The sequence below is a fragment of the Runella limosa DSM 17973 genome, assembly GCF_000482465.1.
GTDB lineage: Bacteria > Bacteroidota > Bacteroidia > Cytophagales > Spirosomataceae > Runella > Runella limosa.
In genome coordinates this window covers 216865-232998 of sequence record NZ_KI519421.1, presented here as the reverse complement: position 1 = coordinate 232998, position 16134 = coordinate 216865, and the positions used below count along the sequence as shown (strand labels likewise).

At 44.0% G+C, this 16134-nt stretch carries 10 protein-coding genes; 5 read left to right on the top strand and 5 right to left on the bottom strand.

Annotated features, from left to right (window positions below; genetic code table 11):
* Positions 1 to 161: 161 nt before the first annotated feature.
* The 3 genes from K339_RS33940 to K339_RS0116690 all read right to left on the bottom strand — a co-directional run bounded on the left by K339_RS33940 (position 162) and on the right by K339_RS0116690 (position 6723).
* Positions 162 to 1655 (bottom strand): FG-GAP repeat domain-containing protein, encoded by a 1494-nt coding sequence (locus K339_RS33940; protein WP_037300821.1) that lies wholly within the window; start codon positions 1653 to 1655, stop codon positions 162 to 164.
* 133 nt (positions 1656 to 1788) lie between these two features.
* Complete coding sequence (locus tag K339_RS0116695) at positions 1789 to 3384, bottom strand: SusD/RagB family nutrient-binding outer membrane lipoprotein (protein WP_028524615.1); 1596 nt, start codon at positions 3382 to 3384, stop codon at positions 1789 to 1791.
* Between the two features lie 18 nt (positions 3385 to 3402).
* The gene (locus tag K339_RS0116690) at positions 3403 to 6723 is read right to left on the bottom strand and encodes a SusC/RagA family TonB-linked outer membrane protein (RefSeq protein WP_028524614.1); all 3321 of its coding nucleotides are present in this window, start codon (positions 6721 to 6723) and stop codon (positions 3403 to 3405) included.
* Between the two features lie 353 nt (positions 6724 to 7076).
* Here K339_RS0116690 and K339_RS0116685 point away from each other — a divergent pair, with 353 nt between their 5' ends.
* Both K339_RS0116685 and K339_RS0116680 read left to right on the top strand, forming a co-directional pair.
* Entirely contained in the window at positions 7077 to 8306 is a 1230-nt protein-coding gene (locus tag K339_RS0116685) for an ROK family transcriptional regulator (protein WP_028524613.1), read from the top strand.
* 20 nt (positions 8307 to 8326) lie between these two features.
* Positions 8327 to 9256: a carbon-nitrogen hydrolase family protein gene (locus K339_RS0116680; protein WP_028524612.1), complete on the top strand. Its 930-nt coding sequence runs from the start codon at positions 8327 to 8329 to the stop codon at positions 9254 to 9256.
* Between the two features lie 327 nt (positions 9257 to 9583).
* On the opposite strand, the gene purB is transcribed toward K339_RS0116680, so the two are convergent.
* Positions 9584 to 10927 (bottom strand): adenylosuccinate lyase, encoded by a 1344-nt coding sequence (purB, locus tag K339_RS0116675; protein ID WP_028524611.1) that lies wholly within the window; start codon positions 10925 to 10927, stop codon positions 9584 to 9586.
* Positions 10928 to 11045: 118 nt separating this feature from the next.
* Between purB and K339_RS0116670 the strand changes: the two genes are divergently transcribed.
* The 3 genes from K339_RS0116670 (at position 11046) to K339_RS0116660 (ending at position 14670) form a co-directional block, all read left to right on the top strand.
* On the top strand, positions 11046 to 13103 hold the full coding sequence (locus K339_RS0116670) for an outer membrane protein assembly factor BamB family protein (RefSeq protein ID WP_229598765.1): 2058 nt from the start codon (positions 11046 to 11048) through the stop codon (positions 13101 to 13103).
* Between the two features lie 72 nt (positions 13104 to 13175).
* Entirely contained in the window at positions 13176 to 13874 is a 699-nt protein-coding gene (locus K339_RS0116665) for an MIP/aquaporin family protein (protein WP_028524609.1), read from the top strand.
* 85 nt (positions 13875 to 13959) lie between these two features.
* The gene (locus tag K339_RS0116660) at positions 13960 to 14670 is read left to right on the top strand and encodes a tetratricopeptide repeat protein (protein ID WP_028524608.1); all 711 of its coding nucleotides are present in this window, start codon (positions 13960 to 13962) and stop codon (positions 14668 to 14670) included.
* A gap of 219 nt (positions 14671 to 14889) precedes the next feature.
* Here the strand turns inward: K339_RS0116660 and K339_RS0116655 are convergent, their stop codons facing one another.
* The gene (locus K339_RS0116655) at positions 14890 to 16095 is read right to left on the bottom strand and encodes an MFS transporter (RefSeq protein ID WP_028524607.1); all 1206 of its coding nucleotides are present in this window, start codon (positions 16093 to 16095) and stop codon (positions 14890 to 14892) included.
* Between the last annotated feature and the right edge of the window lie 39 nt (positions 16096 to 16134).

Below are 16134 nucleotides of genomic sequence, written 5' to 3'. Positions count from 1 at the left end.
GCAAAATATTCTTTGGTTTCAACCTCATCCCAACCCTTCTCCTTTCTGGAGAAGGGCTTAAAAAGTCCCCCTCTACTGAAAGGAGAGGGGGATTTAGGGGGTGAGGTTGAACAGATGCCGAAGATAATTTGGTAGATACTAGGCTTTTTATCCAGCCCCTTTTATTTTTTCTGATGATTTTTTAAAACAAGAAGTTGAGGAGTGGACAGAATCCCTTTGAACATGAGCTTGGTTAGCTCGCCAACGTTGTGAAAATACGAGCCAAGCACAAGGTCGGTATCGCCGTCGCGGTCGATGTCGGCGGCTTCTAAAGTGAGCCATTTACCTGCGGCAGCAGCGGGAGTGCTTGAGACATCAAATTGAGAATTGCCTTTGTTGGAAAAATACAAAAAGCCTTGTTCTGGTCGGTCGAGGTCGTCATAAAAAGAGATGGCAGCGATGTCGATGTCGCCGTCACCATCAAAATCCCTTGCTACGGCCTTACTTGTGCCGTAAAGTGGATAAAACCATGCTTCCTTAAAATTGTCCTTTCCATCGTTCAGAAAAAGACGAATACCGTGGTAGTTTTTAGAAATGGCGGAATAATCCCAATTATCGCCGTTGGTCAATAAAATATCCAAAGCACCGTCTTTGTTAAAATCCACGAACTCAAAATAACTTACACCATACACAGGTGGAAACTGAAGTACTAGCTTTTCTCTAAATTGGCCTTTGCCGAGGTTATAAAAAATGTGAATACTTTCGCGGGCTTGTGCCATCAGCACCACAATGTCAGGTTTTTTGTCGTTGTTCATGTCCCTGATTTCCACCCTGCGAGCGCCAGGTAGAGCGACCAAAATGTGTTCTTTTTCGGGTGACATACCGTCATACCACGCCAGTTTTCCCGTATTATTTCCAAAGTGACAAATCACGACATCTTCTTGTCCGTCTTGGTTGAGGTCGGCCGTCGCAAAGTCAACACCCCGCTGAATGGCGTCAAAATAAAGAGTGGCGTTGGCCACGGCCGTATCAAGAACAATTAATTTGCCCAATGCTTGGTCAGAAGGGCGAAATGACCCAATCGTGAGTAAGCGAGGAGGAGCATTGGTTGGGAATGAAATGGCAGACGGTGGACTATCGACGCTCCAAGCCATTCGTAGCTGAAGAAGTGAATCGACTTCGTAGAGTTCATTTTGGGCATCACCCACGTACAAAATACCATTTTTGGGGTTGAACTTGAGCAGCGACGTCTGTGGAATGGGCTTGTCGTGCACTTTTACTTCGAGGGCTTCAAATTGCGACAATGTCGGTAGGATGGGAGCGTGTTTGGGTTGTGGCAATGGCGACTCAGGGGCAGTTTGTACGTAGAAATCAACAATCTGTTTCCACGCTTCTTGCGACAATTGCGGGGTTTCGGGATACGTACCTGCTTGCCGCAATAAGGCTTCTTCCTTAGGATCGAGGTCTTCGTACGGATTTTTACCTGCGCCTTTGATACCCAACCGAAGTCCCATGTTGGGAAGTACGCTGTTCGCCCACGTTTTTTTGTCTAACAACGCTGGTTCAGGGTACAAATGACAACTTTGGCAATGCGTTAAAGCAAGTTGTTTTCCTTGCGAAAAAGCATTTGTTACCCAAAAGAGTGCAACGAGTAGTCCCGTAATTTTAGAAGTCATAAGGGAGAAATTTGAATCGAAAAATAAAAAAAATTCCGAGATAAAACTTATCTCGGAATTCTAACTACTTACCAAAGTTCAACTCTAACGTTGTATTTTTAATGTATGAATACTGCATACATGGTTAAAAGTACTATTTAACATCCCAAAAAATCTTGGTAGTTAGATTATCTTGAGCTTTAACCGCCGAATAGTTGGGGTTATAAGTAATTTCGTTGCTAGGGATAGTCCAACGGTATGGAGGCAATGTTTGATTGTTGGAGTTATCTGGCACAAAACTAAATTTAGGCAAATCAAGTCTTCTTACATCAGACCAGTTTTCAAATGGCTGGGTGATATTATAGTGTAACCATTTCTGTTCAGCTATTAAAGCTAATTTATTGGCTGAACTACCTGCTTTTGTCCAGTTTACGCCATCTTTTGCAAGGTAGGCAGTAATTTGATTGGCTGTTGCAGGAATCGTAATGTTTGTCTCACCTAAAATATTTTTACTCAACGACAATATTTTGTTGTAAAAATTCACCGATTGGTCAATGGCCGTTTCGTAAGCTGTTTGAGCTTTTGCGTCGTTGTTAGTTCTCAAGTAGTATTCAGCTTTTATCAAATTCACCTCAGCAGCATTGATTAACACGCCAGGGAAAAAGTGATTTCCACTGAAAGTAACGCGGTTGTAAAGGGCTGCCATACCATCGGTGGCTAGGGCTGCTTGTACAGTGGCATTTGCGGTAGGGTCAATTCCAAAATATTCTCCTTTGGCATTGATACCAGGTTGGAAAATAATCGGCAAACGAGGGTCGGCATTTGTTTTCATGTGGTCAATCATTTTCTTTCCTGCGAAATTGATGTACCAAGAAGCGCCAGACTCAAGTGCACCTTGAAGCCCTGTTGAATTGATTGGCGAATTGAGGTCATAGACATTCATTTGAATGTTCTGCGCATTCGTTTCTACGATAGGGTACGTAGTTGGACTGCCCAAAATTTCTGCGATTTCTGAGTTTGAACGCGCTTTCAAACTTTCTACATCAGATACACGGTTGAGCATACGAAGACGGAGTGAGTTCGTGTAGCGTTTCCAAGCGTTTAAATCACCATAGTTCACAAAATCTTGAACCGTAAAGGCTTTTTGGTAACCTGCGGATAAAGTAATAGTGTTTAGCTCGGCCGCAATGCTTTTCAAATCATCTAGCATTTTGGTATAAAGATCTTGCGGCGAATCAAACTTCGCAATTGATTTCGCATAATCACCATTGTTTGCACTCAACAGACCAGCTTCTGTGAATGGAATCGAACCATGCAAGTCAACCAACTTTTGGGTATAGTCATACATGTAAACGGTTGCTGCGAGCATGAATATTTTCTTTTCTTTTTGCTCTTCAGCGGAGCGTTGGGCAAAAACCCGTTGTAATTCACGGTATTGCGCAAGTGTGTTGTAATAGTTAAACCAAACATCTTCAACCCCAGAAGAACCAGGGATATATTGACCTTCACCGTTTACCCAACCCGTTGTTTGTACGTAGTGGTTGATGGTAGTACGTAAAGTAACAAAGTAGAAGCGGTATCCTGGAAGGACGTAATCTTTGTTTGATTGCAACATACCTGTGAATTGTTTTTCAATGGTGGTTGCTGCAAGTTTAGCTGGGTCTGGATATGCTTCAATGAATTCAGACTCTTTACAAGACATCGCAAACAAAAGGAGTCCTGACAGTAAAATGGATGATATTTTTTTCATTTTCTTGTTCATTTAAAATTAGAAACTGGCTCTTAGCATTACACCTGTTGTACGGAAAGATGGGTTGTTACCCGCGTTGTTTACGTTGTCTGTCCAACGGCTACCTGCATTGGTTTGTTCAGCATCCAAATCTTTGATTGTTCTGTAGAAAAAGAACAGGTTACGGCCAAACACAGAAAGTGTTAGGCTTTGAGCGCCAATTTTAGAGGCAATTGACGAAGGCAGTGTATAGCCTAGTGAAAGCTCTCTCATTTTGGCATAGGTGTTTTCAGTTACGTATAACTCGTAACGGGCACTGCTATACTGTGGACCACCCCAGTTGTAAGTACTGTTGTAATAAACAGCTTGCGAAATGACGTTGGTGTTTTTCTCTCCGTTAGCAAGAACTCCATCCATCAACATACCATCACGGTAAACTGTCTCTCCGTTAGGGCCTTGATTTGCTGTTGTCTGGATACCTTTTCCATCTTTCACATAATAGCTAAGTCCACCGTGCTCGGCATCCATGCTTCCTAAGCTTTGTTGGGTTAATCCTCGTGATGTCATCCAGTTGATACCTGTTGGCATGATACTTCCTCCGATGCGGAAATCAACTACTGCTTCTAGGTTGAAGTTTTTGTAGCTAACGCTATTGATAAGACCACCCACAACTTTAGGCATGGCATTACCTACTTTTTTCCATGCGGGGTCAAGTTGATACAAACCACTTGGGCCTACTACATTTTTGCCATCTTTCTGAAGGATTCCGTGTGCATAAATATCACCCATTGCTTGTCCTACAACAGATCTTAACTGGGCTGCGTTACCATCATAATCGGCGTGTAATAGTTCAGTAGAATTGTTGGCTAGTTTTTCTACTTTATTTACGTTTTTGGCAAGGTTCAAAGTGACATCCCAGTTCAAATCAGTAGCAGATTTTCCTCTGATAATGTTCGCATTAATTCCAACTTCTAATCCTTTGTTTCTAAGCGTACCAATGTTGGCAAGAATAGATCGAGCACCAGTGGTAGAAGCAATAGAAAGTGGAAGAATTTGGTCAACAATCTGTGCATTGTAGTATGAAATATCTAGACCTATACGGTTATTGAAGAATTTTGCATTAAGTCCAAACTCCATTTCACGCTTTTGCTCTGGACGAATCAAGTCATTACCATAAGGGTTGGAACTTGTATTGGTATATAATACTGAGCTTCCTCCTAACTGTTGAACATTAAGAGACCCTTGGTTGTAAGCTACGTTAGCCAAATAGATGCCTGGGTAGTTACCCACCACACCATAAGATGCGCGAAGTTTACCAAAGCTAACAAAAGCTGGAAGCTTGAAAGCATCAGAGAATACAAAACTTGCGTTAACAGATGGATATAGAAAAGAATTATTGCCTGGAGCTAAAGTGGAAGTACGGTCTCTACGCAAAGTTCCTTCTACAAACACGATGTTTTTATAATCGAAGTTCAATGTTCCTAGATACGCATCTCTGATAGAACGGTCACGGGTTTGGCCACCATTGGGAACATTTACAGAGGCCGATATATCAAAGAAATTTTCGGTACTTAGACCACCATTTACACTGCGACTTAACAAGGTATTTAATTCACGTTTGGCAGTATAACCTCCCATTACCGAAACTGTCATGTCTTCATTCAGTTTTTTCGAGTAGGTCAAAAGCAAATCGCCATATACACTGTTGTATAAATTGTTGTTCATTGAAAAACCACCACTGTATCCAAAAGCAAGTGGTACTGTGCTGTAGTTTTTGTTTTCGATGCGTTCTGATGTAAGGTCAGTTGCAATACGACCTCTTAGGTTTAAGCCGCTAACGATGTCCCAGTTTTGAGTAATGCTGGCAATAACACGGTTGCTGTACTCGTCTGATGTATTTTTGCGTACGTTCCATACATACTCAGCAATATCCCCTTTGAAGCCATTGTATCTAATGTTCTCAAGAGGAGTTAAGCTTTGTGTACCTGCACCATTTACAAATCGGTATCCAAGGCTAGTTTGATACTTGGCATTGTACCAGTCTGCTGACTCAAAACGGTCCATCATCCCCGTAAAGTTGTTGATCATACGATCTACTTTGAAAGGACGGTTGTGCGTGTATTGGTTAACAAAATTCACCATCAAATCCGTTTTCAATCTCTTGTGAGGAGTGAAGCTGGCGTTAAGGTTTGCAATATTTTTGTTGTTTTTGGCACCGTAGCTAATCATTCCATTGTCTTGACGCGTAAATGAAAAGCGAACATTTGAGTTATCAGACACCTTTGAAACCGCAAGGCTTACGTTAGAGCTAGACGTGTTTTGGAATAAATCACCGTAGCTATTGTTAGAAGGAGAATAAGGTCTAATGTTACCATCCCAAGACATAACAGGTTGGCCGTCAAATTTCGGTCCGAAGTTGACAGTAGCACCAAGCAAACCACGTGTTTCTTTTGTGCCATCTCCGTTGGTATCGTAATAAATAAAACCAGCAGCATCCTGACCACCGTTATTGTAGTTTAAAGGATAGCCTGGACCTCTTACGTTTTGATAACGAGGAAGGTATGCGATTTTGTCCACGTTGTAGCTTGCGTTAAAATCAACGCCTAAACCTTTTTTGCCTTTTCCGCTTTTTGTTGTAATCAATAAAACCCCATTTACGGCTTCTGAACCATAGAGGGCAGCTGCGGAAGCACCTTTAAGTACGGAAATATTTTCAACGTCAGCTGGGTTGATGTCCAATAGACCATTTCCACGAATACGTTGGTCACCCCAGTAGTCGGTATTTCTAGCTTCACCATTTCTGATAGGGATACCATCTAAAATGATAAGTGGCTGAGTATTACCCGCAATTGAGCTAAAACCACGAATGCTAATGCTTACTCCACTCGTAGCTCCACCTGGCGTAGCGTTGATCATTACACCTGGTGCTTTCCCGTAAAGCGCTGCTGCGAAGTTAGGAGAAGCTACTTTAACAAGGGCATCGTTTTTAATGGTTGCAGTGGCATAACCCAATCCACGTTGCTCTTTGCCAATCCCAAGTGCAGTTACTACTACTTCTTGGAGCTGAGATGCATCTTCTTGAAGGACAACGTCAATACTTGAGCGATTACCAACAAGGATTTCTTGGGTTTTGAATCCAATATACGAAAATACAAGGGCCGTTTTGGCCGAAGCTTGAAGACTGAACTTTCCGTTTCCGTCGGTAGTCGTACCAGCACTTGTTCCTTTCACGATGATCGACACACCTGGTAGTGGCTGCCCATCAGTCTGGGATGTTACTTTCCCTGTAATCGTTTGCGCGAATACAGAGCCGCCTATCATTGTCAGTAAGACAATCAGTGCAAGTAATTTGTGTTTCATTTGGTAATTGAGGTTAAAATTAAAAATAAATAAGAAAGGGATTCTTAGTGAAAATTGGTTGCGAGTGTAAAAATCTCAAAATAAGAGATTTAGGGACGTAGAGCTGACCAGCCATTGGTGTAAATAAGTAGTCGGGCTTTAATTAAAAAAAAAGAAAAAATGGGTTTGGTTAGAGTTGTATGAATCTTAAATTAGGAAATTTTTTACAATGTTAACAATAATTTCATTAATCCAAATCAATGTTAATAAAAAAATATTTTTAAATAAAGGTAATAAGTAAAAAAAATTAATATTATATTTATATCCATAAAATAAACTAATTTAGCGTTTCCTTATATTCTACTTTTTTAAGCATGTTTGAGCCCACTACATCCTCAGAACTTGATACCCTACCTAAAACATCGGTCGTTGATTATAAAAAGAACTTACACCGCCGACGTATATTAATCGAACTTTATCGTTCTGGTACATCTTCTATTGCAGAACTTGCCCGAGTGATTCACAGCAGCGTTCCTTCCGTGACGAGCATTGTAGAGGAAATGGTGGAAGAAAAGTGGATTGTGCCCGTGGGTACGGGGGTCACAAAACAAGGCCGCAAGCCCGTTTTGTTTAGTCTAAGTACGGAGCGGTATTATGTGTTGGTGCTGGATATTAATACGCACGATACCAAAGTGCTTATCATGAACCTCAAAAACGAGGTCGTATTCCGTAGAGACCTTGACATGAAGCTGGAAGATTCTTCTAAGTTTCTGGGCGCACTGATTGAAGCTACTGAAGATGTCATCAATGAATCCAATATTCGTCACGATGATTTTATGGCGATGGGAATCTCGGTGGCAGGGCTGGTGGATGCCCGCAAGGGATATAATTTTACTTACCGCAGCCTGAATCACGGAGATCAATCGTTTGGAACAATGCTCGAAAGGCATTTTAAATTTCCTGTGTATGTCATCAACGATACCAAAGCTACCACCCTTGGCGAACACCGCTTTGGGTTAGCCCAAGGTAAAGACCATGTATTGGCTATTTATATAGATTGGGGCGTGGGACTTGGGGTGATTCTCAACGGGGAAGTGTTTCAGGGGGCTTCGGGCTTTGCGGGTGAGCTTGGACACATTCAAGTAGTACCCAACGGCGAACTTTGCCACTGCGGAAAAGTGGGTTGCTTGGATACCATCACTTCGGCGGCTTCCTTGTTGCGTCGTATCAAAAAAGGATTAAATGATGGTCGTATTTCGCGCTTGTCGGGAATGGATATTGAGAAAATCGACGCCGAAATTATCATTGACGCGGCTTGGCAAGGTGATTCTTTTGCCATTGATATTCTTCACGAGATTGGAATGGAGCTTGGAAAAGGACTCTCGATTGCCATTCATCTGTTCAATCCAGAAATCATTATCGTGGATGGGATTGTGGCCAAGGCGGGTGCGTTTATTACGAACCCCATCGAACAAGCCATCAACAAATACTGCTTGACGGACTTTAGAAGTAACCTGAACGTGGTTATTTCTCAACTTGGGCAAGAAGCCAAATGGTTGGGAACGCAAGCGTACGTGGTAGAAAAAGTGATTGAAAATAATTAGATTCACTATCGTTGAGTACGATGAATTTTAAACAAGTAAAGGTAGGGGTTGTGCAAGCAACTCCTTTTCTTTTTGATAAGGCTAAAACCGTCGAGCGGGTTATTGAATGGATTGAAAAGGCGGCCAAAGTGCAGTGTGAACTGTTGCTTTTTCCTGAGTCTTTTATTCCTTGTTATCCGCGTGGGCTCGATTTTGATTCCCGCGTTGGCCGTCGAACGGACAAAAGCCGTGCGCATTGGCTCGACTATTGGGCAAATAGCATCGAAGCTGAGTCGGAAGAAGTTCAGAAAATAGGCGAAGCTGTTCGCAAAGCAAGAATGTATGTGGCGTTGGGCGTGACCGAACGCGAACCCGTCGGTGGGTCGTTGCATTGTGCTTTGTTCTACTTTAACCAAGATGGCGTGCTGGTGGGCAAACATCGGAAATTAAAACCTACGGGGCTTGAGCGGTACATTTGGGCAGAAAGCGACGGAAGCACACTCATGGCGTTTGATACCAAAGTGGGTCGAGTAGGAGGACTGATTTGTTGGGAGAATTATATGCCCCTCGCGCGCATGTCGATGTACCAGCAGGGGGTCGAAATTTATTTGGCCCCTACCGCCGATGCCCGCGAATCGTGGCAATCTACCATGCAACACGTCGCGTTGGAAGGACGCTGTTTTGTGTTGGCGGCCAATCAGTTTGTGCGAAAATCGGATTACCCCGAACGTTACCAAGAAGACTTAAAGGAAGAACCCGACATCATGAGCGCAGGTGGAAGTGTGATAGTTTCACCTTTGGGGGAAGTCTTAGCGGGGCCACTTTGGAACGAAGAAGGTCTGTTGACAGCTGAGTTAGATTTCTCGGTATTGGCCAAAAGCAAACTTGATTTTGACGTGGTCGGGCATTATGCGCGTCCCGACGTTTTTTCGTTGGAAGTGAAGGGGCAGCCACCCATTTGTAAAATATAATTAAGTAGTTGAGCAAAAGTTCTAGAGTAATTCAAAATAGCCTCGGTAGAGGCGTAACATTTGTAGTAGTAGCAGAAGGATATTTTTTTAATTTTTGCTTCGGAGAAGCATAACAAAGCAATAGGTTATGCTTTCGCACAGGCGGCCCTGTCCGAAGCAAAAAGACTCGAACTTTATGTACGGATTTCTTACTACAAAGGTTATGCTTCTCCGAAGCAAAATAAACTACTAATACACTAAAATTTATGCGCAACTACTTAAGATGCGTGATGCAGGTTGCTCACAACCAGCATCACGATATAGGCAACCAGCACCACGTAAACCACGCTACACTCCCGTATAACTAAAGGGCGAAATCGCGCGTAGTTCTTCTTTGATTGCTTCCGATACTTCGAGGCAATCAATAAACTCAGCAATCGTATTGGAGGTGATTTTTTCGTTTTTACGCGTAAGGGCCTTGAGTGCCTCGTAAGGTTGTGGGTAAGCCTCGCGACGTAAAATGGTTTGAATGGCTTCAGCTACCACTGCCCAGTTGTTGTCGAGGTCGGCGTAGAAAGCGGTTTCGTTCAATTCAAGTTTACCCAAACCTCTCAACAATGCCTTCAAACCAATAATGGTATGCCCAAGCGGTACACCAAGGTTTCGTAGAACGGTTGAATCGGTCAGGTCGCGTTGGAGGCGAGAAATAGGAAGTTTGGCCGACAAATGTTCAAAAACGGCGTTGGCAATGCCTAAATTCCCTTCTGAATTTTCAAAATCAATGGGGTTGACCTTGTGTGGCATCGCCGACGAGCCTACTTCGCCTGCTTTGATTTTTTGCTTGAAATACTCCATCGAAACGTACGTCCAAACATCGCGGTCGAGGTCGATGAGAATCGTATTTAAGCGTTTAAACGTATCCATCAACGCCGCAAGCATGTCGTAATGCTCGATTTGGGTCGTCAATTGGCTGCGCGATAGTCCCAAGGTTTCGTTCACAAATGTATTCCCAAACGCTACCCAATCAATGTCGGGATAAGCCACATGGTGCGCGTTGAAGTTACCCGTTGCCCCGCCAAATTTTGCGGCGTAAGGGATGGCCTGAATCATCAAGAGTTGTTTTTCAAGACGTTCGATAAACACCCCAAATTCTTTACCCAAACGCGTAGGCGAGGCGGGTTGTCCGTGCGTACGAGCCAGCATCGGGATGTGTTTCCATTCTTCGGCCAAGGCTTTCAGTTTGACAACAACCTCTTCAAATGTTGGCAAAATTTCGTCCGTAATGGCTTCTTTGAGCGAAAGTGGAATAGAAGTATTGTTGACGTCTTGAGACGTAAGTCCAAAGTGGATAAATTCCAAGTACGAATCGAGCTGCTTGTCTTTGAGTTTTTCTTTGATGAAATACTCTACGGCTTTTACGTCGTGGTTGGTGACCGACTCGATTTCTTTGATTCGTAAAGCATCCGCTTCCGTAAAGTCAAGATACAAAGCACGTAAGTCGGTGTAAATGGTTTTGTCGAAACCTTCCAATTGAGGAAGGGGAAGTTCGCAAAGGGCGATAAAATACTCGACTTCGATGCGAATTCGGTAGCGAATAAGCCCAAATTCCGAGAAATAAGGGGCGAGTTTTTCAACTTGACGACGGTAACGTCCATCGACGGGCGAGATAGCTGTGAGGGTATTTAATTGCATAGCTTGGTTACTAAAATGCAAAGATACGCCATCCATGCCAAAGATTTGGTAGAAAACGCTCGAAAATGCTTTTGGAAGTATGAAACATCGCATTCTACTTGGTATAGCAGGAGGGCTTATGGCATTATTGGCTTTCCGTGAAGCAAATGATTTGTCGTTGGATTGGCCCGAATACAATGGAAACGCGACCCGAAACCATTATTCGGAAGCGAGTCAGATTTCGGCCGAAAATGTAGGTCAGCTTAAAGTGGCTTGGACGTATGCCTCGGGTGGGGCAGATACGGTTTTTCACCGTACCCAAATGCAGTGCAACCCCATTGTGATTGATGGTATTTTGTACGGTGTCTCGGCCAATACCCAAGCGTTTGCACTGGATGCTACGACGGGGAAGGAGCTTTGGAAAACAAACGTGACTGAGACGGAAGGAACAACAAGTCGTGGTGTAAGTTATTGGACAGAAGGAAACGAAAAAACAATCTTTTTTGGGGCGGGCAAGTGGCTATATGCCGTGGATGCCGTTACGGGAAAACTTCGCTCTTCGTTTGGAGAAAAGGGGCGAATTAACTTAAAAACAGGAATTGAACGCCCTACTGCCGACGATTACGTGGTTTCAAATACGCCCAATGTCATTTTTGAGGAGAAAATCATTGTCGGAACGCGGGTGTCGGAAAGTGAATCAGCCCTGCTAGGTGACATCCGAGCCTATGACGTGCGAACGGGCAAACGAATTTGGACTTTCCGAACCATTCCCGAGGCGGGTGAAATGGGCGCTGCAACTTGGCCACAAAAAGCCCGACAGAACATTGGAGGAGCAAACTCGTGGGCAGGAATGGCGCTTGATCGCCAACGTGGGATTTTGTACGCACCTACGGGTTCGGCGGCGTTCGATTTTTATGGCGGAAATCGAAAAGGCGATAATCTTTTTGCCAATTGCTTACTGGCTTTGGACGTCCGAACGGGTAAACGGCTTTGGCATTACCAGTTAGTGCGTCACGATATTTGGGACCGCGACGTGCCCGCTCCTCCCAATTTGGTGACAGTTGTCCAAAGCGGAAAAAAAATTGATGCTGTGGCACAAATCACCAAGCAAGGCTACATTTTTGTGTTTGACCGAGTGAGCGGAAAACCGATTTTCCCTATCGAAAATCGTACTTTTACTTTTGATGCTGTTGCGGGTGAGTTCCAGTCAAAAACGCAGCCTATTCCGCTCAAACCGACCTATTTTGCCCGACAAAGTTTTACCGAAAAAGATCTAAACTCTTTCGTGGCTGACCGCGATTCGTTGGTGGCCTTGATTCGGAAAGCCCGCACGGGGAGTGCCTACATCCCTATTGGCAAGGACATGACGATTTTCTTTCCTGGTACCGACGGTGGTGGGCAATGGGGGGGCGCTGCCACCGACCCGCAGGGAGTGATGTATATTCCTTCCAAAGAAATTCCTGTTTACACGTCGCTCGTGTCTCGTAAGCAAGAGTCAAACGCAAAAACCACAACGGGAAAACAGTTGTATCGTCAGTATTGCTCGGCGTGCCACGGTGAAGACCGCCGAGGAAACCACGATGGCTCGTACCCTTCTTTGCTGACGGTTTCAAAACGCCTTTCGGAAGATGCTGTCAAAAATTTGATTACCAAAGGCCGAGCCATGATGCCGTCGTTTGTGCATCTCTCGGCGGCAGAAAACAAAGCAATTGTCGATTTTTTGTTCCAAAAACAGCAAGATATTCAGGTAGCTAGCTCACAAAAAGGCGTCATTCCGTATCAGCATACGGGTTACAACCGTTGGTACGACCGAAACGGGTATCCCATTAGTGCTCCTCCGTGGGGGACATTGACGGCTACGGATTTGAATACGGGAGAACGACTTTGGCAAGTGCCGTTGGGCGAATATCCAGAACTAACCGCCAAGGGGATTGCACCTACGGGAACAGATAACTATGGTGGGCCGCTGGTGACAGGGAGCGGATTGCTTTTTATTGCCGCAACCCGTGACGAACGCTTACGGGCTTTTGACAAAAAAACGGGGAAAATACTTTGGCAAACCCAACTGCCAGCGGCGGGTTATGCTTCACCGAGTACTTACGTAGCAAATGGCAAACAGTACGTGGTCATTGCCTGTGGCGGAGGAAAGTTGAAAACAAAATCGGGCGATAAATACGTCGCCTTTGCATTGCCATAAGATAAATTTGTACTTAATTGCGAAAAAACTAAACCTAACTATCCTTCAACCTTCTAACTACTAAAAATTCTGATGACTCCTTCTCCTTTTTTAGGTGAACTTTTGGGCACGATGGTGCTTATTATTCTCGGCAACGGTGTGGTTGCCAACGTTGTTCTCAAAGATACCAAAGGCAACAATGGCGGCTGGATTGTCATTACCGCAGGCTGGGCTTTTGCCGTGACGATGGGCGTGTTTGTTTCCCAAGCTTTTGGCGGGTACGATGCGCATTTAAACCCTGCCGTTACAGTTGGAATGGCCATTGCCAAAAACGAATACAGTAAAGTTGGTAGTTATATCACGGCGCAGATGATAGGGGCGATGTTGGGCGCGATTACCGTGTGGCTGTTTCATTTGCCGCATTACGCACGCACCGAAGACAAAGGAGCCAAGCGGGCTACTTTTTGTACAGAGCCTGCCATTCGTTCGACGGGGTCAAATTTCTTTAGTGAAGTCCTCGGAACAATCGTTCTTCTGGTTGGTATCAAAGGCATTGGAGCAGTGACAACAGGCTTAGGCCCTTTCGCCGTAGGTATTTTAGTTTGGGCGATTGGTCTTTCATTGGGAGGAACGACGGGCTATGCCATTAACCCTGCCCGCGACTTGGGCCCTCGCATCGTTCATGCCATCATGCCCATTGCAGGCAAAGGCGATTCTGATTGGCAATATTCGTGGATTCCAGTAGCAGGCCCGATTGTAGGGGCGGTGGTTGCGGGTCTTTTATTGCTTTAAATGCTTGTTGCTCATTTGTGTTTATTAAATTGGTATCACGGTGTTTCACCTGTATCTTTGGCGGCGTAAAATCAACCAAAAATCAATGAAATACCTCATCACCATAACATTAGGAGTGCTTGTTGTTCTTTTTCAGGCCTGTAGTTTCTCGTCGGCGGGTATGTTGGAAAAAGGAAAAGAGTTAATGAAGGAAGGCAAATTTAGCGAAGCATTGCCCTTTTTGAATAAAGCCGTCGAACGCGATAACGGCAATTTTGAAGCCCTCAACGCGCGCGGGGTCGTCTATTACGAATTGAAAGAATTCCAAAACGCATTGCTGGATTATGAACAAGCCCTCAAGGTAAAGCCCGATTATTATCGTCCTTACTACAACCGTGCGATGCTAAAAGTAGCCCAGAACGATACCGAAGGCGCTTTAAAAGACTACGCAGAGGCGATTCGATTGGAAGATAAAAATGCCGAGTTGTTTGTGAATCGGGGTCAACTTTTGGCAGCAATGGGGCAAATGGACGGAGCACTCAATGATTTTGACAAGGCAATTGTGTTGGATTCAAAAAATGCCTTGGCGTATTACAACAAAGGAAATATTGTGTTTCAAAAAGGCGATTTTAAAGGAGCAGTTATTCAGTTTGAAAACGCTGTAAAAAGTGATGCAAAGTTTGGCAAGGCTTTCCACGCGTTGGGCGTAGCCCAATTGATGGAGCAACAAAAAGAAGCTGGTTGTCTCAACCTCAAACAAGCTGATAAACTTGGTTATCCTGCCGCGAAAGAAGCATTGGAGCAGAATTGCAAATAAGTATCTTGCTTGAGAGATGAGTGATAAGAGATAAGTGATAAGTGATAAGTGATAAGTGATAAGTGATAAGTGATGAGGGTTGCTCACAACCCGATTACAGAATTAGAGTTTACTCATCAAAAAAGCCTCGCCGATTGATTCGGCGAGGCTTTTTTGATGTAATATTCGTAAGTACTACTATTAACAGTTAAGAAATAACGGTTAACTTAACATAGATACTTACGCTTTTTTAAGGTTCTTTGTCCAGAAGTACAAACCGATAAAGGCAACAATAAGAATGGCAGGAAAAGCTACCATCGTGCTCAGTGTCGCTTGTCCAGCAGCTAGTTCAAGCGCATCGCCTTGGAAACCTTGAGCGGCGGCCTCTGTTTTAGCGCTGTCGATCCAGCCTCCAATGATAGGTTGGAAAATAGAGCTTGAGAACATCCCAACACCACCAATCACCGACATGCCAAGGGCACCACTCGCAGGGATTTTTTCAGCCACAAATCCAACCATGTTTGGCCAGAAATAAGCGATACCGCAAGCATATACAAAAGCCGCAGCGTAGGCAGTTCCACCCGTTACTTTGCTCAATAAGAACAAACCAATGGTAGCCAAAACGGCAGAAACAAGAAGAACCCCCGTTTGGCTGATTTTATGAATCACTGGCCCTGCAAAGAAACGAGCTACGGCCATGGTACCTGTCGTAATCGCAAGAAGCAACATTGGGTCAGCGCCTGACTTACTCAAAATCAAACCTACCCACTGCTGAGGACCAAATTCTGAAATAGCTGTCAAGGCCATACAAGCAAACATGAAAATGAACAAAGGAGAAAGCATTGCTTTGATGTTTTCGCCTACCGAAGCAGCAGCTTCTGTTTTTGGTTTTGGAAACGCTTGTCCCCAGAAAAGGTAAGCATAGACAATCGTTGGAAGAAGAATAACCCAAATTTGAGCTTCCCAACCAGTGTTGGCTTCGGTCATAAATTTAGAAATCAATGAACCAATTACGATACCACCAGGGAACCACATGTGGAATTTGTTCAACATGGCATTCATTTGGTTGCCCTCGTAAGAATCGGCTATCATTGGATTACAAGCGGCTTCAGTACAGCCGTTGCCCAAACCAATAAGAAGGGTCGAAACCAATAAAGTCATATAGTTTCCACCCGAAAAAATTGTTAACAAAATACCGACAGTGTGTGCTAAAAATGCGAATTGCATGATTTTTTTGCCACCTACTGAGTTGTAAATTAAACCTCCCACAATCATGGAGATGGGGAAACCTAAGAACCACATGGAGTTGATAGTTCCTAATTGTTCTCCTGTGAAGCCGTACTGTTTTCCTAGTTGCTCTAGGATACCTGCACGAATACTGAACGAGAACGCGGTGGTAATCAGCGCAAAGCAACTACCGTAAAACAATCTGTCTTTGTTAATCATTGTTTGAAAGGTTTGGTTGAAGGGTATGAAACATATTAC